Annotated in this window: 16 protein-coding genes; 8 read left to right on the forward strand and 8 right to left on the reverse strand. The window is 70.6% G+C overall.

Annotated features, from left to right (window positions below):
- The first annotated feature begins 141 nt into the window (after positions 1-141).
- From ACIRQ7_RS21320 to ACIRQ7_RS21345, 6 genes are all read left to right on the forward strand, one after another.
- Complete coding sequence (locus ACIRQ7_RS21320; RefSeq protein ID WP_401470894.1) at positions 142-1,341, forward strand: ROK family protein; 1,200 nt, start codon at positions 142-144, stop codon at positions 1,339-1,341.
- Positions 1,342-1,482: 141 nt separating this feature from the next.
- On the forward strand, positions 1,483-2,580 hold the full coding sequence (locus ACIRQ7_RS21325; RefSeq protein ID WP_401470891.1) for a substrate-binding domain-containing protein: 1,098 nt from the start codon (positions 1,483-1,485) through the stop codon (positions 2,578-2,580).
- 157 nt (positions 2,581-2,737) lie between these two features.
- On the forward strand, positions 2,738-3,628 hold the full coding sequence (locus ACIRQ7_RS21330) for an ATP-binding cassette domain-containing protein (RefSeq protein WP_404264366.1): 891 nt from the start codon (positions 2,738-2,740) through the stop codon (positions 3,626-3,628).
- Complete coding sequence (locus tag ACIRQ7_RS21335; protein ID WP_401470885.1) at positions 3,628-4,971, forward strand: sugar ABC transporter permease; 1,344 nt, start codon at positions 3,628-3,630, stop codon at positions 4,969-4,971. Before ACIRQ7_RS21330 ends, ACIRQ7_RS21335 begins: the two co-directional genes overlap by 1 nt.
- Positions 4,972-5,204: 233 nt before the next feature.
- Positions 5,205-7,274: a 1-deoxy-D-xylulose-5-phosphate synthase gene (dxs, locus tag ACIRQ7_RS21340; protein WP_404264368.1), complete on the forward strand. Its 2,070-nt coding sequence runs from the start codon at positions 5,205-5,207 to the stop codon at positions 7,272-7,274.
- Between the two features lie 196 nt (positions 7,275-7,470).
- Complete coding sequence (locus tag ACIRQ7_RS21345; RefSeq protein WP_404264370.1) at positions 7,471-8,997, forward strand: amino acid permease; 1,527 nt, start codon at positions 7,471-7,473, stop codon at positions 8,995-8,997.
- A gap of 71 nt (positions 8,998-9,068) precedes the next feature.
- Here ACIRQ7_RS21345 and ACIRQ7_RS21350 read toward each other — a convergent pair whose 3' ends face one another.
- The 4 genes from ACIRQ7_RS21350 to ACIRQ7_RS21365 all read right to left on the reverse strand — a co-directional run bounded on the left by ACIRQ7_RS21350 (position 9,069) and on the right by ACIRQ7_RS21365 (position 13,633).
- Positions 9,069-9,284 carry a hypothetical protein gene (locus ACIRQ7_RS21350; protein WP_401470876.1) on the reverse strand — a complete coding sequence of 72 codons (216 nt, stop codon included), beginning with the start codon at positions 9,282-9,284 and terminating at the stop codon, positions 9,069-9,071.
- Positions 9,285-9,760: 476 nt separating this feature from the next.
- Positions 9,761-10,177 (reverse strand): NTP pyrophosphohydrolase, encoded by a 417-nt coding sequence (locus ACIRQ7_RS21355; protein ID WP_404264372.1) that lies wholly within the window; start codon positions 10,175-10,177, stop codon positions 9,761-9,763.
- A gap of 109 nt (positions 10,178-10,286) precedes the next feature.
- Positions 10,287-12,416, reverse strand: a complete 2,130-nt coding sequence (locus ACIRQ7_RS21360) for a 3-hydroxyacyl-CoA dehydrogenase NAD-binding domain-containing protein (RefSeq protein ID WP_404264373.1) — start codon at positions 12,414-12,416, stop codon at positions 10,287-10,289.
- Positions 12,413-13,633 carry a thiolase family protein gene (locus ACIRQ7_RS21365; RefSeq protein WP_401470867.1) on the reverse strand — a complete coding sequence of 407 codons (1,221 nt, stop codon included), beginning with the start codon at positions 13,631-13,633 and terminating at the stop codon, positions 12,413-12,415. The genes ACIRQ7_RS21360 and ACIRQ7_RS21365 overlap by 4 nt, the downstream gene beginning before the upstream one ends.
- 210 nt (positions 13,634-13,843) lie before the next feature.
- On the opposite strand from ACIRQ7_RS21365, the gene ACIRQ7_RS21370 reads away from it, so the two are divergent.
- Positions 13,844-14,701 (forward strand): PepSY domain-containing protein, encoded by an 858-nt coding sequence (locus ACIRQ7_RS21370; RefSeq protein WP_404264375.1) that lies wholly within the window; start codon positions 13,844-13,846, stop codon positions 14,699-14,701.
- A gap of 58 nt (positions 14,702-14,759) precedes the next feature.
- Here the strand turns inward: ACIRQ7_RS21370 and ACIRQ7_RS21375 are convergent, their stop codons facing one another.
- The 3 genes from ACIRQ7_RS21375 to ACIRQ7_RS21385 all read right to left on the reverse strand — a co-directional run bounded on the left by ACIRQ7_RS21375 (position 14,760) and on the right by ACIRQ7_RS21385 (position 17,713).
- A complete protein-coding gene (locus tag ACIRQ7_RS21375) occupies positions 14,760-16,034 on the reverse strand; it encodes an HRDC domain-containing protein (RefSeq protein WP_401470861.1) in 1,275 nt (424 codons plus the stop codon).
- A gap of 79 nt (positions 16,035-16,113) precedes the next feature.
- On the reverse strand, positions 16,114-16,776 hold the full coding sequence (locus ACIRQ7_RS21380) for a response regulator transcription factor (protein ID WP_016573641.1): 663 nt from the start codon (positions 16,774-16,776) through the stop codon (positions 16,114-16,116).
- Positions 16,777-17,056: 280 nt separating this feature from the next.
- Entirely contained in the window at positions 17,057-17,713 is a 657-nt protein-coding gene (locus tag ACIRQ7_RS21385) for a DUF3000 domain-containing protein (protein WP_401470858.1), read from the reverse strand.
- 102 nt (positions 17,714-17,815) lie between these two features.
- Here ACIRQ7_RS21385 and hemE point away from each other — a divergent pair, with 102 nt between their 5' ends.
- Positions 17,816-18,880: a uroporphyrinogen decarboxylase gene (gene hemE / locus ACIRQ7_RS21390; RefSeq protein WP_401470855.1), complete on the forward strand. Its 1,065-nt coding sequence runs from the start codon at positions 17,816-17,818 to the stop codon at positions 18,878-18,880.
- Positions 18,881-18,905: 25 nt separating this feature from the next.
- Here hemE and ACIRQ7_RS21395 read toward each other — a convergent pair whose 3' ends face one another.
- Positions 18,906-20,288 (reverse strand): FAD-dependent oxidoreductase, encoded by a 1,383-nt coding sequence (locus tag ACIRQ7_RS21395; RefSeq protein ID WP_404264378.1) that lies wholly within the window; start codon positions 20,286-20,288, stop codon positions 18,906-18,908.
- Positions 20,289-20,319 lie beyond the last annotated feature (31 nt).

Here is a 20,319-nt window from a genome sequence, read left to right on the forward strand (position 1 = left end):
CTTGACTGCGCCGACGCCTTCAAATGAGCTTGGAGTTCATAACTTGTACAGGGCACAAGTCGCCGCTCATATGAGCGCGGTGATCTGAGCCACGGACGGCCCAGGTGTCACCCGGCATAGGGCAGAGGGTGGAGAAAGTCAATGGAGACTCCGGGGTCGCAGTCCTCGCTGCACCGGGCCAATCTGGAGCGGGTCGTGCGCGCGGTGCGTATGGCCGGCTCGCTCACGCAGGCGGAGATCGCGCGGAGCACGGGGCTGTCCGCGGCCACCGTCTCCAACATCGTTCGTGAGTTGAAGGACGGCGGAACGGTCGAGGTCACCCCCACGTCCGCGGGTGGCCGGCGGGCCCGGAGCGTCTCGCTCTCCGGTGACGCGGGCATCGTCGTGGGAGTCGATTTCGGCCACTCCCACCTCCGCGTCGCGGTCGGCAACCTGGCGCACCAGGTGCTTGCGGAAGAGGCCGAGCCGATCGACGTGGACGCCTCGGCCGCGGAGGGGTTCGACCGGGCGGAGCAGCTGGTCAGCAGGCTGATCGAGTCGACCGGGATCGGCGCGGGCAAGGTGATCGGCGTGGGGCTCGGCGTGCCCGGCCCCATCGACCTCGAATCCGGGACCCTCGGCTCGACGGCGATCCTGCCGGGCTGGTCGGGAACGAACCCGAGCCAGGCCCTCTCGGAGCGCCTGGGCGTGCCGGTCTACGTCGACAACGACGCCAACCTCGGTGCGCTGGGCGAGCTGGTGTGGGGCGGCGGCCGGGGGGCCGGCGACCTCGCGTACATCAAGGTGGCCAGCGGTGTCGGTGCCGGATTGGTGATCAGCGGGCAGATCTACCGCGGCCCCGGCGGCACGGCCGGCGAGATCGGGCACATCACCCTGGACGAGGCGGGCCCGGTGTGCCGCTGCGGCAACCGCGGCTGCCTCGAGACCTTCACCGCCGCCCGGTACGTCCTGCCGCTGCTGCAGCCGAGCCACGGGCCCGACCTGACCATGGCGCGGGTGGTGCAGCTGGCCCGCGAGGGTGACCCGGGGTGCCGGCGGGTGATCGCCGATGTGGGCCGTCATATCGGTAGCGGAGTGGCAAACCTGTGTAATCTTCTCAATCCGAGCCGGGTGGTCCTGGGCGGTGACCTCGCCGAGGCCGGTGAGCTGGTGCTCGCGCCGATCCGTGAGTCGGTGTCGCGGTACGCGATCCCCAGCGCGGCGCGGCAGTTGGGGATCGTCACGGGCACGCTGGGCGGCCGGGCCGAGGTGCTGGGCGCGCTCGCGCTGGTGCTGAGCGAGATGGGCGATTCGACCCTTCTGGACGGCGTACAGGCCGTGGAGGCACCTGCCCTTGCGTGAGCGGTCATGAGTTCAGACAGCTAACGCATGGCACCGTTGTCATCTCGTTAAGGATTTACTCCTTGACGGTCGGCTGGCGGCCGAGTTGACTTCCAGCCACCTCGGCCGCAACGACGCGGCCTCGTCAGGGAGGCAACCCCAATGAACGTTTGGACGCGTCGCGTCGTCATAGCCACTGCCGCCGTCTCGATGGCGGTCTCCGTGGCCGCCTGCGGGAAGGCCGGCGACGGTGACAAGGCCGGAGCCGGCGGCGACAACAAGACCATCGGTCTGCTGCTGCCCGAGAACAAGACCACGCGTTACGAGACCTTCGACCGTCCGCTGATGGAGGCGAAGATCAAGGAGCTGTGCAGCGACTGCAAGGTCAAGTACAACAACGCGGCGCAGGAGACCGAGACCCAGAAGAAGCAGTTCGACGCGCTGATCACCCAGGGCGTCAAGGTGATCATTCTGGACTCGGTCGACTTCAAGGCCACCAAGTCCTGGGTGAACCAGGCCGCCAAGAAGGGCGTGAAGGTCGTCGCCTACGACCGGCTGGCCGAGGGCAACATCTCCGCCTACGTGTCCTACGACAACGAGAAGATCGGCCGCCTGCAGGGCCAGGCGCTGGTCAAGGCGCTCGGCGACAAGGCCAAGGACAGCAATGTCGTCATGATCAACGGGTCGCCGACCGACCCGAACGCGCCGTTCTTCAAGAAGGGCGCCCACAGCGTCCTCGACAAGCAGGTCAAGAAGATCAGCTACGAGCAGGACATCCCGGACTGGTCGTCGGACGAGGCCAACAAGAAGATGAGCGCGGCCATCGACTCGCTCGGCAAGGACGCCATCCAGGGCGTCTACTCCGCCAACGACGGCATGGCGGGCGGCATCATCACCGCCCTCAAGCAGCAGGGTGTCAAGGTCCCGGTCGGCGGCCAGGACTCCGAACTCGCCGGTCTCCAGCGGGTCCTCAAGGGCGACCAGGCGTTCACCATCTACAAGCAGATCAAGCCGCAGGCCGACTCCACGGCCGAGATCGCGGTCAAGCTGCTCAAGGGCGGGAAGATCGACTCCCTGACGGACACCAAGGTCGACAGCCTCAGCGGTGACGTCAAGGGCATCCCCGCCAAGCTCTACGACGCCCAGATCGTGACGAAGGACAACGTCGAGGACACGATCATCAAGGACAAGGTCTACAAGGCGAGCCAGATCTGCACGACCGACGTCAAGGCGGCCTGCGAGGCAGCCGGCATCAAGTAGCACCTCCCCCGGGGCGGCCGGGCCGCGCGGCACCGCCCGCGGCCCCGCCGCCCCGGCCCGGCAGCCCGCCCGGCCCCTTACCCGCGGCCCGGCTCGTACCGCCCTTGTTCCTGCTCCACGCACCACCATCCCCGCCGTTGTGACGGCGGCGAAGGAGATGATTCACGTGTCCGCTACGCCTGTGCTGGCGTTGCGCGGAATCTCCAAGCGGTTCGGCGCCGTCCAAGCACTCACGGACGTCACCCTGGAGATCCACCCCGGCGAGGTGGTCGCCCTTGTCGGCGACAACGGCGCCGGCAAGTCCACCCTCGTCAAGACCATTTCGGGCGTGCACCCGGTCGATGACGGCACCATCGAGTGGGAGGGCCGGGCGGTACGCATCAACAAGCCGCACGACGCCCAGGAGCTCGGCGTCGCCACCGTCTACCAGGACCTCGCGCTCTGCGACAACCTCGATGTCGTCGCCAACCTGTTCCTCGGCAACGAGATCCGCACCGCGGGCGTCCTCGACGAGATCGCGATGGAGAAGCGCGCCAAGGAGCTGCTGGACACGCTGTCCATCCGCATCCCCAGCGTCCGCATCCCGGTGGCCTCGCTCTCCGGCGGCCAGCGGCAGGTCGTCGCCATCGCCCGTGCGCTGATCGGCGAGCCGAAGGTCGTCATCCTCGACGAGCCCACCGCCGCCCTCGGCGTCGAGCAGACCGCGCAGGTCCTCGACCTCGTCGAGCGGCTGCGCGAGCGGGAGCTGGGCGTCATCCTCATCAGCCACAACATGGCCGACGTCCAGGCCGTCGCCGACCGCGTCGCGGTGCTCCGCCTCGGCCGCAACAACGGTGTCTTCGACGTCGAGGGCACCTCGCACGAGACGGTCATCGCGGCCATCACCGGCGCCTCGGACAACGCCGTCACCCGCCGCAAGGCGCGTACGGACCAGGTGCGGAAGACGGACGACGAGACGCCGGAGACGGCCGTGGCGGCCAAGACGGTCGTGGCGACGAAGTCCGGCTCGGTGAAGACGACGGACCAGGACAGGAAGGAGGACGCGTGATGAGCGACCTCACCAAGCAGCCCGCGGGCGAGGACACGGTCACGGGCGAGGACACGGCCGCCCAGGCCGCCCCGGCCACCGAGACCGCCCCGGCCGGCGTCAACACCCCGCAGCCCGCCGCGGTCGACCCCCGGCTGCTCGTACGCGAACAGGGTTTCGCCGGCTACCTCAACGACTTCCGGCGCCGGATACGCGGCGGCGAACTGGGCTCGCTCCCGGTCGTCATCGGCCTCGTCGTCATCGCGATCGTCTTCCAGCTCAAGAACAGCAGCTTCCTGTCCGCGGACAGCCTCGCGAACATCGGTGTCTACACCTCCGGCCTGGGCATCATGGCCGTCGGCATCGTGTTCGTCCTGCTGCTCGGCGAGATCGACCTGTCGGTCGGCTCGGTGGCGGGTGTCGGTGCGGCCGTCTGGGCGGTCCTCAGCGTCACCAACGGCGTGAACGACCTCGCCGCGGTACTGATCGCCATCGTCGCCGGCACCGCCATCGGCGCCCTGCACGGCTTCTTCTTCGCCAAGGTCGGTGTGCCGGCCTTCGTCGTCACGCTGGCCGGCTTCCTCGGCTGGAGCGGCCTGCAGATCTGGATGATGGGCAAGGAAGGCTCCATCAACACGCCGAGCGGCAGCCTGGTGGAGAACCTCACCGGCTACTACTTCGAGGACAAGGCCGCCGCCTACGGCCTCGCGCTGATCGCCGTCCTCGCCTACGCCGGGTCCCTGCTGCTGGACGCCAAGCGCCGCAAGGCCGCCGCACTGCCCGCCCGGCCGCTCAGCGAGATCCTGCTGCGCACCGGTGTCGTCGCGGTGATGGCCTTCGTGGTCGCGTACGTGCTCAACGAGCCGGCCGGCGCGCGCGGCCTGCCGCTGGCCCTGGTGCTGTTCCTCGCGGTCCTGGTCCTCGCGGACTTCGTGGTGCGCCGCACCACCTACGGGCGGCAGATCTTCGCGGTCGGCGGCAACGCCGAGGCGGCCCGCCGGGCCGGCATCAACGTGAACAAGATCCGCATCACGGTGTTCGCCATCTCCGGCATGCTCGCCGCCTTCGGCGGACTGTTCATCGCCAGCCTCTCCGGTGGCGCCACCAAGAACCTGGGCTCCGGCAACGTCCTGATGAACGTCATCGCGGCGGCCGTCATCGGCGGCACCAGCCTCTTCGGCGGCCGCGGCAAGATCTGGTCCGCGCTGCTGGGCATGCTGGTGATCCAGTCGATCCAGCAGGGCCTGAACCTGCTCGGCATGGCCAGTGAGATCCAATACATGATCACCGGCGCGGTGCTGCTCGCCGCCGTCGTGATCGACTCGGTCTCCCGGCGCACCCAGAAAACCGCCGGACGCACCTGACGTCCACCTGACCAGCGCGGCGCACGCCCCGGGCCGCACCGGCCCCCACCGGACACCACCGGTGGGGGCCGGGACACGTCCCGGGCGGTTCCGTATTCGCACATGTCACCCGAGTGACATACATCGCAAGGCCCGGACACCGCCGCAGCGGACGGAACATTAGACTCATCTGATCGGCAAGCTCGACCAGATCGGCGACCGACCTGTTCGGGGTTCGACAGCAAGGAGGCAGCGTGCAGAAGGTGCCGCGCGAAGAGCGCCAGTCCGGGGTGGTGGCGGGCAACGCAGAGGCGTTGCTGAACCGCATCAAGGGACCGCGCGATCTGGACCGGCTGGGACCGGAGCAGCTCCAGCAGCTCGCGGGGGAGATCCGTACCTTCCTCGTCGACGCGGTCTCCAAGACCGGCGGACACCTCGGCCCCAACCTGGGCGTGGTCGAACTGACCATCGCCCTGCACCGCGTCTTCCACTCCCCGCGGGACCGGGTCCTCTTCGACACCGGGCACCAGTCCTACGTCCACAAGCTGCTCACCGGCCGCCAGGACTTCGCGGGACTGCGCACCAAGGGCGGCCTGTCGGGTTACCCCTCGCGCGCCGAGTCCGAGCACGACGTCATCGAGAACAGCCACGCCTCGACGGTGCTGGGCTGGGCCGACGGCCTCGCCAAGGCCAACCAGGTGCGCGGCAAGGACGACCACGTCGTCGCCGTGATCGGGGACGGCGCGCTGACCGGCGGCATGGCCTGGGAGGCGCTGAACAACATCGCCGCCGCCAAGGACCGCCCCCTCGTCATCGTCGTCAACGACAACGAGCGCTCCTACTCCCCGACGATCGGCGGCCTCGCCGACCACCTCGCGACGCTGCGCACCACCGACGGCTACGAGCGGTTCCTCGCCCGCGGCAAGGACCTCCTGGAGCGCACCCCGGTCGTCGGCAAGCCCCTCTACGAGACGCTGCACGGCGCCAAGAAGGGCCTGAAGGACTTCATCGCGCCGCAGGGCATGTTCGAGGACCTGGGCCTGAAGTACGTCGGCCCGATCGACGGCCACGACCTGGAGGCCATGGAGTCCGCGCTGCAGCGCGCCAAGGGCTTCGGCGGCCCGGTCATCGTGCACTGCCTCACCGAGAAGGGCCGCGGCTACCGCCCCGCCCTGGAGGACGAGGCGGACCACTTCCACGCCGTCGGCGTCATCCACCCGGACACGGGTCTGCCGGTCGCCGCGTCGGGCGCCGACTGGACGTCCGTCTTCGGCGAGGAGATGGTCAAGCTCGGCCGCGAGCGCGAGGACATCGTGGCGATCACCGCCGCGATGCTGCAGCCCGTCGGCCTGAACAAGTTCGCCAAGGCGTTCCCCGACCGGGTCTACGACGTCGGCATCGCCGAGCAGCACGGCGCGGTATCGGCCGCGGGCCTGGCGACCGGCGGTCTGCACCCGGTCTTCGCGCTGTACGCGACGTTCCTCAACCGCGCCTTCGACCAGGTCCTGATGGATGTCGCGCTGCACAAGTGCGGGGTCACCTTCGTCCTGGACCGCTCCGGTGTCACCGGCACCGACGGCGCCTCGCACAACGGCATGTGGGACATGTCGCTGCTGCAGATCGTGCCCGGCCTGCGGATCGCCGCGCCGCGCGACGCCGACCAGGTACGCGCCCAGTTGCGCGAGGCCGTCGAGGTCGACGACGCGCCGACCGTGGTGCGGTACTCCAAGGGCGCGGTCGGCCCGGCCGTCGAGGCGGTCGGACAGGTCGGCGGCATGGACGTGCTGCGCGCGCCCGACGCCTCCGTCAAGCGGCCGGACGTGCTGCTGGTGTCGGTCGGTGCGCTGGCGCCGATGTGCCTGGAGATCGCGGGCCTGCTCGACAAGCAGGGCATCTCCACCACCGTCGTCGACCCGCGCTGGGTCAAGCCGGTCGACGCGGCGCTGCCGGGTCTGGCCGCCAAGCACCGGGTGGTCGTCACCGTCGAGGACAACATCCGTACGGGCGGCGTCGGTTCGGCCGTCGCCCAGGCGCTGCGGGACGCCGGTGTGGACCTCCCGCTGCGGGACTTCGGCATCCCCGAGCAGTTCCTCGACCACGCCACCCGCAAGGAGGTCATGGCGGAGATCGGGCTCACCGCTCCGGACATCGCCCGCCAGGTGACGGGTCTCGTCGCCCGGATCGACGGCCTCCCCCAGTCCCAGTTCCGGTCGGCCGGGGGGACCTCCATCGACGAGGCGGCAGAGGCCACGGAGGCCGCGGACACCGCGCAGACCGCGGACAGCAAGGCCGCGGGCCGTCCGGCCGAGGTCGCCCGCGACTGAGCCGCGGCACACCGGCGACGGGCCGGCCGGTCACCCGTACGGGTGTTCCGGCCGGCCCGTCGGCATATCCGCGGCCGCACCCCATCGGGTGAATCCCGGCCGCGTGAAGGCCCGCCGCCCGCGGCCGCTTCGCGTCATTGCCGAGACTCGGTCAGTTCAGGAGAACTTGCGAGGGTCATCAGGCGGAGGGTCGCCCATGGGCACAGAGCACGGCACACCACAGGATTCGCGCCGGGATCGCGGCGTGTTCCGGACGAAGACCGTAGAGCAGTCGATCGAGGACACGGAGGAGCCCGAGCACGCGCTGAAGAAGACCCTCTCGGTGCTCGACCTGACGGTGTTCGGTGTCGGTGTCGTCATCGGGACCGGCATCTTCGTCCTCACCGGCAAGATCGCCAAGGAGCAGGCGGGGCCCGCCGTCGCCCTCGCCTTCGTCGTCGCCGGAGTGGTCTGCGCGCTGGCGGCGCTGTGTTACGCGGAGTTCGCCTCCACCGTCCCGGTCGCGGGCTCCGCCTACACCTTCTCGTATGCCTCGCTCGGTGAATTCCCCGCCTGGATCATCGGCTGGGACCTGGTCCTGGAGCTGGCCCTGGGCTGTGCGGTGGTCGCGGTCGGCTGGTCCGGCTATATCCGCTCGCTGCTGGACACCGCGGGAACGCAACTGCCGGACGCGCTGTCCGGCACCCACGACGGCAAGTTCGGCTTCGACCTGCTCGCGTGCGTGCTCGTGCTGGTGCTCACCGGCATCCTCGTGCTCGGCGTCAAGCTGTCCTCGCGGGTGACGGCGGCGATCGTCGCCATCAAGGTGACCGTCGTGCTGCTCGTCGTGGTCGCGGGCGCCTTCTTCCTCACCGGCTCCAACTACGAGCCGTTCATCCCGCCCAGCCGGCCCAACGAGGGCAGCAGCGGGCTGGAGGCGACGCTCTCCCAGCTGATCTTCGGTTTCACCCCGTCGAACTTCGGCGTGATGGGCATCTTCGCCGCCGCCGCCGTGGTCTTCTTCGCCTTCATCGGCTTCGACATCGTGGCGACCGCCGCCGAGGAGACCCGCAATCCGCAGCGCGATGTGCCGCGCGGCATCCTCGGCTCGCTCGCCATCTGCACGATCCTCTACGTCGCCGTCTCCATCGTCGTCACCGGCATGCAGAAATACACCGAACTCTCCACCGACGCCCCGCTCGCCGACGCCTTCAAGGAGCTCGGGCACCCGTTCTACGCCGGCATCATCAGCTTCGGCGCCGCCGTCGGCCTGACCTCGGTCTGCATGATCCTGCTGCTCGGCCAGAGCCGGGTCTTCTTCGCGATGAGCCGCGACGGGCTGCTGCCGCAGTTCTTCTCCCGGGTGCACCCGAAGTTCGGCACTCCCTACCGCTCGACCGTCCTGCTCGGCGGCATCGTCGCCGTCGTCGCGGGATTCACCTCGATCGACGAACTCGCCGAACTGGTCAACATCGGCACCCTGTTCGCGTTCGTCGTCGTCGCCATCGGCGTCGTCATCCTGCGCCGCTCCCGCCCGGACCTGCCGCGCGCCTTCCGCACCCCGCTGGTCCCGCTGGTCCCGCTGCTGTCCGTCCTCGCGTCGCTGTGGCTGATGCTCAATCTGCCCGCCGAGACCTGGCTGCGGTTCGCGGTGTGGATGGTCGTCGGCTTCGCCGTCTACTTCGTGTACGGACGCTCGCACAGCCGCCTCGGCATGCGGACGCGGGCGAACCGGAAGGGCTGACACCGCCGTTGCACGCACGCGGACCCCGGAACCATCAGGTTCCGGGGTCCGTCGGTCGTTCGGGGCGGCGCTCAGGCGCCGGCGGCGTGCACCGCGACGATGCCGGAGAGCTGCGCCTGGCCCGGGGCGAGGGACACGTGCGCACCGAGCGTGGCGTCGACGTTCAGGCCGGCGGCGCTGATGTGCGCACCGCCACCGGCACCGGCGGCCAGGCCACCGGAGATGTTGTCCAGCTCGCTGTCGGAGATCTCGCCGGTGGCGAGGGCGGAGGTGACGTCGTTACGCATGGGGGGCCTTCCTTTAATGCGCCTGGGGCTAAGGGAATTCACGCCGGGCGGGTGGCGAGGGAAAAGAATGCAACTGGGCGCAGCAAGCGTCCGGCCTCCGAACTCCGAAGCCGGAATTGACGACTGCACACTCGTACGATGCAATCACGCAGGCGGGGCGCCCGGCAAACTTGTGATCGCCTTTTTTCCGGTCGGCACATTCTCCTCACAACTGCTGTGACGTGCGACTTTGTCCGACGTACGCGGACCGGAGGGGCTTATGTGCCGGACAGGCCGCGGGTCTCGAAGGGAATATCCGAATTAACGGTCCGATCGGTTCGATAGGCCATCCGGCGGGCGTGGGCGCCGAATGGCATGCGATGTCGGAATCTTCCGCGTATTCGGTGCCTTGGGTGCCGAGTGGTGGATCACGCGGTGATCACCGCTGAAATCGCCCGACACCCGGCAAAACCGCACAGCCCACGGGACCTGCCGGGTCAGCCGCCGTGCCCCCGGCGCCCTGGGCCGCCCTCGCGCCCGCCGCCCCACACGGCCCGCGGCCCCGTCACCCGGGCGCCCAGCGCCTCGACGCGCTCGCGCAGCCCGCGGTCCGCGGTGACCACCAGGCACTGCCGGCCGTGGCCCTCGTCGGCCACCAGCTCCACGATGCGGTCGTCGCCGCTGCCGCGCGCGGACTCCACCCGTACGCCCGCGACGGACGTCACCCCGCGCGCCGCGCCCTCCACCACGAGGACCACCTCCAGGGGCGGTTCGAGGAGCCCGTCAAGCCCGTCGGCGGCGTAGCGGGGCAGCGCGTCACGCAGCCGTTCCGCCGCGCCGTGCCGGTCGCGCCACCAGCCGTCCGGAACCGATCCGACGACATTCGCGGCATCGACGATCACCAAGGCATCCATGCGGTCACCCTCCCACGGCTGCCCGCCGGTGCCTTCGGGGCGCCGAACGCACGGATGCGCGGGCCGGCTCCGCCGAGCCGGCCCGCGCATCCGTCCATCAATGAAGCGCTCAGGCGGGAATGCTCGCCACGCCCGGAGCCAGGAACTTCTTGCCCGTCACCCGCTCGGAGACACCCGCGCGGTCCAGGTACGGCGTGATGCCGCCCAGGTGGAAGGGCCAGCCGGCGCCGGTGATCAGGCACAGGTCGATGTCCTGGGCCTCGGCGACGACACCCTCGTCCAGCATCAGGCCGATCTCCTGCGCGACGGCGTCCAGGACGCGGTCACGGACCTGCTCCTCCGTCAGGACGGAGTCGCCCTGCACGAGGAGGGCGGCAACCTCGGGGTCCAGCTCCGGCTTGCCGGAGTCGTAGACGTAGAAGCCGCGCTTGCCGGCCTTGACGACCGCGGCGAGGTTCGGCGAGACGGTGAAGCGGTCCGGGAAGGCGCCGTGCAGCGTCTCCGAGACGTGCAGACCGATCGCCGGGCCGACCAGCTCCAGGAGCACGAGAGGCGACATCGGCAGGCCGAGCGGCTCGATGGCCTTCTCGGCGACGTCGACCGGGGTGCCCTCGTCGATGACGTTCTGGATCTCGCCCATGAAGCGGGTCAGGATGCGGTTGACGACGAACGCCGGGGCGTCCTTCGTCAGCACGGCCGTCTTCTTCAGGGACTTGGCCACCGAGAAGGCGGTCGCCAGCGACGCGTCGTCGGTCTTCTGCGCGCGCACGATCTCCAGCAGCGGAAGGATCGCGACCGGGTTGAAGAAGTGGAAGCCCACGACCCGCTCGGGGTTCTTGAGCTTCGACGCCATCTCGGTGACCGACAGCGAGGAGGTGTTGGTCGCCAGGATCGCGTGCGCCGGGACGACCGCCTCCAGCTCGGCGAACACCTTCTGCTTGACGCCCATCTCCTCGAAGACGGCCTCGATGATGAAGTCCGCGTCACCGAAGGCGGTCGCCTTGTCGAGGTGGCCCGAGACCAGGCCCTTGAGGCGGTTCGCCTTGTCCTGATTGACCCGGCCCTTGAGCAGCAGCTTGTCGATCTCGCCGTGGACGTACTCCACGCCCTTGTCGACCCGGGCCTGGTCGATGTCCGTGAGGACGACCGGGACCTCCAGGCGACGGGCGAAGAGCAGCGCCAGCTGCGAGGCCATCAGGCCGGCGCCGACGACGCCCACCTTGGTGACCGGGCGCGCCAGCTTCTTGTCCGGCGCGCCGGCCGGACGCTTGGCGCGCTTCTGCACGAGGTTGAACGCGTAGATGCCGCTGCGGAGTTCGCCACCCATGATCAGGTCGGCGAGCGCCTGGTCCTCGGCGTCGAAGCCCTGCTGGAGATCACCGTTCTTGGCGGCGGCGATGATGTCCAGCGCGCGGTAGGCGGCGGGGGCCGCGCCGTGCACCTTGCCGTCGGCGACGGCCTTGCCGCGGGCCACGGCCTCGTCCCAGGCCGCACCGCGGTCGATCTCGGCCCGCTCGACCGTGGTGTCGCCCTTCAGCACCGAGGCGGTCCAGATCAGCGACTGCTCCAGGAAGTCCGCGCCCTCGAAGAGCGCGTCGGCGATCCCGAGCTCGAAGACCTGCTTGCCCTTGAGCTGCTTGTTCTGGTTCAGCGAGTTCTCGATGACGACGGAGACCGCGCGGTCCGCACCGATCAGGTTGGGCAGCAGCACACAGCCGCCCCAGCCCGGTACGAGACCGAGGAAGACCTCGGGCAGCGAGAACGCCGGCAGCGCCTTGGAGACGGTGCGGTAGGTGCAGTGCAGACCGACCTCGACGCCACCGCCCATCGCGGCGCCGTTGTAGTACGCGAACGTCGGCACGGCCAGGCCCGACAGACGCTTGAAGACGTCGTGGCCGCCCTTGCCGATGGCCAGTGCGTCGTCGTGCTTCTTGAGCAGCTCGACGCCCTTGAGGTCGGCGCCGACCGCGAAGATGAACGGCTTGCCGGTGATGCCGACACCGACGATGTCGCCGGCCGCGGCCTCCTTCTCCACCTGGTCGACGGCCGCGTCGAGGTTCGCCAGCGACTGCGGGCCGAAGGTGGTCGGCTTGGTGTGGTCCAGGCCGTTGTCCAGCGTGATGAGCGCGAACGTGCCCGCGCCCTGGGGCAGGTCGAGGTGGCGTACGTGCGCCTGGGTCACGACCTCGTCGGGGAACAGCTCTGCCGCACCCTTCAACAGCTCAGTAGTGGTGCTCACTTGCCTGCCCCTTCGAAGTGCGGGTTCTCCCAGATGACCGTTCCACCCATGCCGAAGCCGACGCACATGGAGGTGATGCCGTAGCGGACGTGCGGCTGCTCCTCGAACTGCCGCGCCAGCTGCGTCATCAGTCGCACACCGGAGGAGGCGAGCGGGTGGCCGAACGCGATCGCGCCGCCGTACTGGTTGACGCGCGGGTCGTCGTCCGCGATGCCGTAGTGGTCCAGGAGCGAGAGCACCTGCACCGCGAAGGCCTCGTTGATCTCGAACAGACCGATGTCATCGATCGTCAGACCGGCCTTGGCCAGCGCCTTTTCGGTCGCCGGGACCGGGCCGATGCCCATGACCTCGGGCTCCACACCGGCGAACGCGAAGTCCACCAGGCGCATCTTGACCGGCAGGCCCAGCTCGCGCGCCACGTCCTCGGCGGCGATCAGCGAGGCGGTCGCGCCGTCGTTGAGACCGGCGGCGTTGCCCGCGGTCACCCGGCCGTGCGGGCGGAACGGGGTCTTGAGGCCGGAGAGGTTCTCCAGCGTGGTGCCCGGCCGCATCGGCTCGTCCGAGGTCGCCAGGCCCCAGCCGGTCTCGCCGGCCTCGGCGTTGGTGCGGCGCACCGAGATCGGGACCAGGTCGGCCTGGACCTGGCCGTTGGCGTAGGCCTTGGCGGCCTTCTCCTGGCTGCGCACCGCGTAGGCGTCGGCGCGCTCCTTGGTGAGGTGCGGCAGGCGGTCGTGCAGGTTCTCCGCCGTCATGCCCATGAACAGGGCGGACTGGTCGACCAGCTTCTCCGACACGAAACGCGGGTTGGGGTCGACGCCCTCACCCATGGGGTGGCGGCCCATGTGCTCGACGCCACCGGCGAGGGCGATGTCGTACGCACCGAAGGCGACGCCGCCGGCCATGCTCGTCACGGCGGTCATCGCGCCGGCGCACATGCGGTCGATGGAGAAGCCGGGCACGGACTGCGGGAGGCCCGCCAGGATGCCGGCGGTACGGCCCAGGGTCAGGCCCTGGTCGCCGATCTGGGTGGTCGCGGCGAGGGCTACCTCGTCGATCCGTGCCGGGTCGAGATCCGGGTTGCGGCGCAGCAGCTCCCGGATGCACTTGACGACCAGGTCGTCGGCGCGGGTCTCGTGGTAGATGCCCTTCGGGCCCGCCTTGCCGAACGGGGTGCGGACGCCGTCGACGAAGACGACGTCCCTAGCGGTACGAGGCACGTTGGCTCTCCTCCAGGTGCGGGATGGCACTGCTGCGGGGCGCCCCGGGGGACGCTTCACAACCCACATGCTACTTACGGGTAACCAGGCTGCACACCCCCACCGGCCGGAGCGGTGAACGTCACACCGTGAAGGTCTCCGTCGGTCGCAGGTGTGAACACCTCATCTCCCCCCTAAAGTACCCATATGGATACAAAGAGGAGTGGTGTCGTGACACGGAGTGAGCGGATCGGCGGGAGCAACCGGAACAAGTGGAGTGGCCCGGCGGGTCCGCGGACCCTCGGCATGGTCTGCGCCGTCGCCACCGCGGGCGCGCTGCTGGCGGGCTGCGGAGGCGACAGCGGGAGCGCACAGGAGGAGCGGGCGGTGCCCGCCTCGCCGGCGGCCTCCGCCGCGCGCGCCGCGTCCCCGAGCGGCAGTGCGTCCCCGAGCGCCAGCTTCGGCGCGCTGACCGAGGACCAGGCGCAGCGCAAGGCCCTCATCCCGAAGATCAAGATCTCCTACGACAAGGCCCTGGACGCCGCACTCAAGGCCGTACCCGGCACGAAGGTGGTCTCCCTCGACCTCGACGACGATGACAACGGCGGCGACCCGTTCTGGGAGGTCCGGGTGGCGAAGGCCGACGGCACCGCGAGCACGGTGCGTGTGGACGCGGTGTCCGGCAAGGCCGGCCAGCCGAGTGCCGACACCGATGACGACGCGGACGACAAGAGCGAGCTGGCCGCCCTGCTCAAGGCGACGACCGTGACGGCTCAGCAGGCCGCCCAGACGGCCCTGGCGAAGCAGCAGGGAACCGTCACCGCCATCGAGCTGGACCAGGCGGACGACGCGGCGAGCGCGAGCCCCAGCAGTGCGAGTCCCAGCAGCGCGAGTCCCAGCAGTGCGTCCCCGAGCAGCGCGCCCCCGACAAGCGCCAGCCCCAGCCCCGGCAACGAGAACGGCCGGAACGGCAGCGGCAAGCCGGAGTGGTCCGTCGACGTCGTGACCAGCGGCGACTGGAACAAGACGACCTTCGACATCGACGCCACCAACAAGAAGATCCTGCGCGAGCACATCGACACGGACTGACCGCGGGCGCGCCCGGCGGTCCCCCTGGGACCGCCGGAAAGCGCTCAGCGGGCGTACGTCATTCGGCGTCCGTCAGCAGTGCCTCGGTGAGGATCGGCGCGACCTGCTCGATCTGCCAGCGGCGGGCGCCGTGGCCCGCGAGCACCTCGGCGACCGAATCGAGCGTCGGCTCGGCCGGCGGCTCCCAGCACAGCCGGCGCACCGTGTCCGGCGTGATGAGGTTCTCCTGCGGGAGATGCAGGCTCTCGGCGAGCGTCGTCACCGCGCCGCGGGCGGCCGACAGCCGGGCCGCGGCGGCCGGGTCCTTGTCGGCCCAGGAGCGGGGCGGCGGGGGGCCGTTGAGCGGCTGGCCGGGCTGCGGCAGCTCGGTGTCGGGCAGCGCCCGCGCCCGGTCCACGGCGGCCTGCCACTGCTCCAGCTGACGGCGGCCCATGCGGTGGCCGAAGCCCGGCAGCGCGGCCAGCGCGTGGCTGTTCACCGGCAGATTCAGCGCCGCCTCCACGATCGCGCCGTCACCGAGCACCTTGCCGGGCGAGACGTCCCGCTTCTGGGCCACCTGGTCGCGCGCCGTCCACAGCTCGCGCACGACGGCCATCTGGCGGCGTCTGCGGACCTTGTGCATGCCGGAGGTGCGGCGCCAGGGGTCCTTGCGGGGCGGTGCCGGGGGAGCGGCGGCGATGGCCGCGAACTCCTCCTGGGCCCAGGCCAGCTTCCCCTGCCGGTCCAGCTCCTCCTCCAGGGCGTCGCGCAGATCCACCAGAAGCTCGACGTCGAGCGCGGCGTAGCGCAGCCACGGCTCGGGCAGCGGGCGGGTGGACCAGTCGACGGCCGAGTGCCCCTTCTCCAGCGCGAAGCCGAGGACGTTCTCGACCATCGCGCCGAGACCGACCCGCGGGAAGCCGGCCAGCCGGCCGGCCAGCTCGGTGTCGAAGAGCCTCGTCGGACGCATCCCTATGTCACGCAGGCACGGCAGGTCCTGGGTGGCGGCGTGCAGCACCCACTCGGCGTCGCCGATGGCGGCGTCGAGCGAGGAGAGGTCGGGACAGCCGACGGGGTCGATCAGCACGCTGCCGGCGCCCTCGCGGCGCAGCTGCACGAGATAGGCGCGCTGGCCGTAGCGGTAGCCGGAGGCGCGTTCGGCGTCGACGGCGACGGGGCCGCTGCCGGCGGCAAAAGCCGCCACGACCTCGGCGAGCGCCTCGTCGGTGGCGGTCACCGGCGGGATGCCTTCGCGGGGTTCCAGTAGGGGTACCGGCGCCGGTCCTGGGTCCGGAGGCGAGTCTCCGGCTGCTCGCAGTGTCGTCTCTGCTGCGGTGTTTTGGGCGTCGGTCACCAGTCAAGGGTATCTGTGTATGCACGCCGCCCGTCGAGGGAACGTTCCCTCGACGGGCGGGCGGCGGTGAAATGCGGGGTCAGTGGATGATGCCGGTGCGCAGGGCGACCGCCACCATCCCGGCCCGGTCACCGGTTCCGAGCTTGCGTGCGATGCGGGCGAGGTGGCTCTTGACGGTCAGTGCCGACAGTCCCATCGAAACGCCGATGGCCTTGTTGGACTGGCCCTCCGCCACCAGCCGCAGCACCTCGACCTCACGTCCCGACAGCTCGCGGTAGCCGCCGGGGTGCCCGGGGGCACCCGGAGGCCGACGCTGCATACGGGCGGCGTTGGCGCCGATGGGCGCCGCGCCCGGACGGCCGGGCAGGCCGAGGTTGGTACGGGTGCCGGTGACGACATAGCCCTTGACGCCGCCCGCGAGGGCATTTCGTACGGCGCCGATGTCGTCGGCAGCGGACAGGGCGAGTCCGTTGGGCCAGCCGGCGGCCCGCGTCTCGGAGAGCAGCGTGAGGCCGGAGCCGTCTGGAAGGTGGACGTCGGCAACGCAGATGTCGCGCGGGTTGCCGACGCGGGGACGGGCCTCCGCGATGGACGACGCCTCGATCACGTCACGCACTCCGAGCGCCCACAGATGGCGGGTGACGGTGGAGCGGACGCGAGGGTCGGCCACGACGACCATGGCCGTCGGCTTGTTCGGGCGGTAGGCGACCAGGCTCGAAGGTTGCTCGAGGAGAACAGACACCGGGCCTCCTGAGGGGAGTGGCGGACGGAAGCCGACTCGGAAGCGTCGGATTGTTCCGTGTTTGAAGGGTCACTGACCTCTTCGGCAGCAATCCCACGGGACTTTAGAGTTTGATCACGATTTAGTTAGGTGCAATTCGGGCAAATCGGATGCGTGATCGATCATAGGTGAGCCGGAGTGCACACCCAGGTGATCAAGAGACGTCCCTCGTACCGCGGCCGGCGGCGCGCACGGAAACGCCCGGCCCGGCAGCTGCCGGACCGGGCGTGGGAGCTGATCGTCAGCGCGGATGTGGACCGCGGCGCTGGGGCAGCGGAACGACACCGCCGCGCGGCGCCGTGTCGAGGGTGGCCGGCGGCAGCCCCGCCACCTGGCACAGCAGATCGCACCACGCCGACAGATGCGCCGCCACATCCGGAACACCGCCAGGGGCCTCGGCGGGCGTCCATGACGCCCGGATCTCGATCTGCGTCGCGGGCTCCCGCGACGCGAGCCCGCCGAAGTAGTACGACCCGGCCCGGGTCACCGTGCCGCTGGCCTCGCCGTAGCGCACCCCACGGGCCTCCAGCGCACCCGTGAGCCACGACCACGACACCTCCGGCAGCAGCGGATCGGTGCCCATCTCCGGCTCCAGCTCCGCCCGCGCCAGCGTCACCACGCGGAAGGTGCCCTGCCAGGCGTCGTGTCCGGCAGGGTCGTGGAGCAGCACCAGCCGCCCGTCCGCCAGATCCTTCTCCGTGCCGTCGGGGCCCGCGCCGTGTTCGACGACCGCCGCCTCCAGCGCGTACGCGAACGGGGCCAGCCGTTTCGGAGCCGGCGTCGGGTCGATTTCGATCTCCGGCCGAAGCCGGGCAGCGCGGAGCGCCTCGACCGCCTTACGGAAGGGGATCGGGGTCTCGTCCGCGCTGTCCGCGAGGTGTTCGTGAGCCGCAGCCATGCCCGGAAGATTAGGCGGAACCGGGCTCGCATACGGGGAGGACACCCGGTGCGCGCGTCGCCCATTCGGAGGCGTCCTCGTGCGCATGCGAAGATTTGCCGCGTGAGCGCCAACGACAGGCCCATGGGCCAGCAGCAGACCGGTACGTACGACTCGGCCTTCCTCAAGGCCTGCAGGCGTGAGCCGGTGCCGCACACGCCGGTGTGGTTCATGCGCCAGGCGGGGCGCTCACTGCCCGAGTACCGCAAGGTCCGCGAGGGCATCGCGATGCTCGACTCCTGCATGCGGCCCGAGCTCGTCACCGAGATCACCCTGCAGCCGGTCCGCCGGCACAACGTCGACGCCGCCATCTACTTCAGCGACATCGTCGTCCCCCTCAAGGCCATCGGTATCGACCTCGACATCAAGCCCGGCATCGGCCCGGTCGTCGAGAAGCCGATCCGCACCCGCGCCGACCTGGAGCGGCTGCGCCTGCTGGAGCCCGGCGACGTCTCCTACGTCACCGAGGCCATCGGCATGCTCGTGCGCGAGCTGGGCCCCACCCCCCTGATCGGTTTCGCCGGCGCGCCCTTCACCCTCGCCAGCTACCTCGTCGAGGGCGGCCCGTCCCGCAACCACGAGCACACCAAGGCGCTCATGTACGGCGACCCGCAGCTGTGGGCCGACCTGCTGGACCGCCTCGCCGACATCACCGCGGCCTTCCTCAAGGTCCAGATCGAGGCCGGCGCGAGCGCCGTGCAGCTCTTCGACTCCTGGGTCGGCGCGCTCTCGCCCGCCGACTACCGCCGTGCCGTGATGCCCGCCTCCACCAAGGTCTTCGACGCGGTCGCCGGCCTCGGCGTGCCCCGTATCCACTTCGGCGTCGGCACCGGCGAGCTGCTGGGACTGATGGGCGAGGCGGGCGCGGATGTCGTCGGCGTCGACTGGCGGATCCCGATGGACGAGGCGGCGCGGCGCGTCGGCGGCGGCAAGGCCCTGCAGGGCAACATCGACCCCGCCGTCCTCTTCGCCCCCCGTGAGGCCGTCGAGACCAAGGCCCGTGAGGTCCTGGACGCGGCCGCCGGCCTGGAGGGCCACATCTTCAACCTCGGCCACGGCGTGCTGCCGGACACCGACCCGGAGGCGCTGACCCGCCTCGTCGAGTACGTGCACGAGCAGACGGCCTGAGCCCCCGTAAGGGGCCTGACGGGAGTCAGGCCCCCGCGGCCCGTACCGCCGCCGTCGCCTTGCGGGCCGCCACCAGGACCGGGTCCCAGACCGGGGAGAACGGCGGGGCGTAGCCGAGGTCGAGGGCGGTCATCTGCTCCACCGTCATACCGGCGGTGAGGGCGACCGCCGCGATGTCGACCCGCTTCCCGGCGCCCGAGCGGCCGACGATCTGGGTGCCGAGCAGCCGGCCCGTACGGCGCTCGGCGAGCATCTTGACGTGCATCGGCCGGGCGTCGGGGTAATAGCCGGCGTGGTTGGTGGACTCGATGGTGACGGTGACGAACCGCAGGCCGACGGCTAGCGCATGGCGCTCCAGCAGGCCGGTCCGGGCGATCTCCAGATCGCAGACCTTGCTGACGGCGGTGCCGACGACGCCGGGGAAGGTCGCATAGCCGCCTCCCACGTTGGCGCCGATGATCTGGCCGTGCTTGTTGGCGTGGGTGCCCAGCGCGATGTGCCGGTGACGTCCGGAGACCAGGTCCCAGACCTCGACGCAGTCGCCGCCCGCCCAGATGTTCTCCCGGCCGCGCACCCGCATCGCGAGGTCGGTGAGCAGCCCGCCGGACTCGCCCAGCGGCAGCCCCGCGGCCTCGGCGAGGTCGGTCTGCGGACGGACGCCCATGCCCAGCACGACCACGTCCGCCGGGTATTCACCGTCCTCGGTGGCGACCGCGCGGGCCCGCCCGCCGGCGTCCGTCAGCACGGCGGTGACGGACGCGCCGCGCACCGTCTCGATACCCATCCGGCACATCGCGTCGTGCACGAGAGCGCCCATGTCCGGGTCGAGGGTGGACATCGGCTGCTCGCCGCGGTCCAGGACGGTGACCTGATAGCCGCGCCGGATCAGCGCCTCGGCCATCTCGACGCCGATGTAGCCGGCGCCGACGACCACGGCCCGGCGGCCGGGGGAGGCGGCGAGGGTGTCCAGCAGGGCCTGGCCGTCGTCGAGGGTCTGCACGCCGTGCACGCCCGGCGCGTCGATGCCCGGGAGGTCCGGGCGCCGCGGGCGGGCACCGGTGGCCAGCACCAGCTTGTCGAAGCCGGTCCAGGACTCGCGGCCGCCGTCATCCAGGGCGCGGGTGCGCACCCGGCCGCGGTCCAGGTCGAGTTCGGTGACCTCGGTGCGCATCCGCAGATCGATGTCGCGGGCGCGATGCTCCTCGGGGCCGCGGGCGATCAGGGCGTCGGGCCCGTCGACCTCGCCGCCGACCCAGTACGGGATGCCGCAGGCGGAGTACGACGTGAAATGGCCGCGTTCGAACGCGGTGATCTCCAGCTCGTCCGGCTTCCTCAGCCGGCGGGCCTGTGACGCGGCGGCCATGCCCGTCGCATCGCCGCCGACCACCACCAGTCGTTCCGCCGCCATACCGCGCCCCTTCGGTCGAGTTCCGTCGCAG

It is taken from the genome of Streptomyces sp. NPDC101393 (genome assembly GCF_044767385.1).
Classification (GTDB): domain Bacteria; phylum Actinomycetota; class Actinomycetes; order Streptomycetales; family Streptomycetaceae; genus Streptomyces.

Coding starts and splice junctions, on each gene's coding strand:
- ACIRQ7_RS21325 (WP_401470891.1), top strand. CDS start 1,483: ATGAACGTTTGGACGCGTCGCGTCGTCATAGCCACTGCCGCCGTCTCG.
- ACIRQ7_RS21385 (WP_401470858.1), bottom strand. CDS start 17,713: ATGGCTGCGGCTCACGAACACCTCGCGGACAGCGCGGACGAGACCCCG.
- ACIRQ7_RS21355 (WP_404264372.1), bottom strand. CDS start 10,177: ATGGATGCCTTGGTGATCGTCGATGCCGCGAATGTCGTCGGATCGGTT.
- ACIRQ7_RS21330 (WP_404264366.1), top strand. CDS start 2,738: ATGATTCACGTGTCCGCTACGCCTGTGCTGGCGTTGCGCGGAATCTCC.
- ACIRQ7_RS21335 (WP_401470885.1), top strand. CDS start 3,628: ATGAGCGACCTCACCAAGCAGCCCGCGGGCGAGGACACGGTCACGGGC.
- ACIRQ7_RS21320 (WP_401470894.1), top strand. CDS start 142: ATGGAGACTCCGGGGTCGCAGTCCTCGCTGCACCGGGCCAATCTGGAG.
- ACIRQ7_RS21350 (WP_401470876.1), bottom strand. CDS start 9,284: ATGCGTAACGACGTCACCTCCGCCCTCGCCACCGGCGAGATCTCCGAC.
- ACIRQ7_RS21395 (WP_404264378.1), bottom strand. CDS start 20,288: ATGGCGGCGGAACGACTGGTGGTGGTCGGCGGCGATGCGACGGGCATG.
- ACIRQ7_RS21345 (WP_404264370.1), top strand. CDS start 7,471: ATGGGCACAGAGCACGGCACACCACAGGATTCGCGCCGGGATCGCGGC.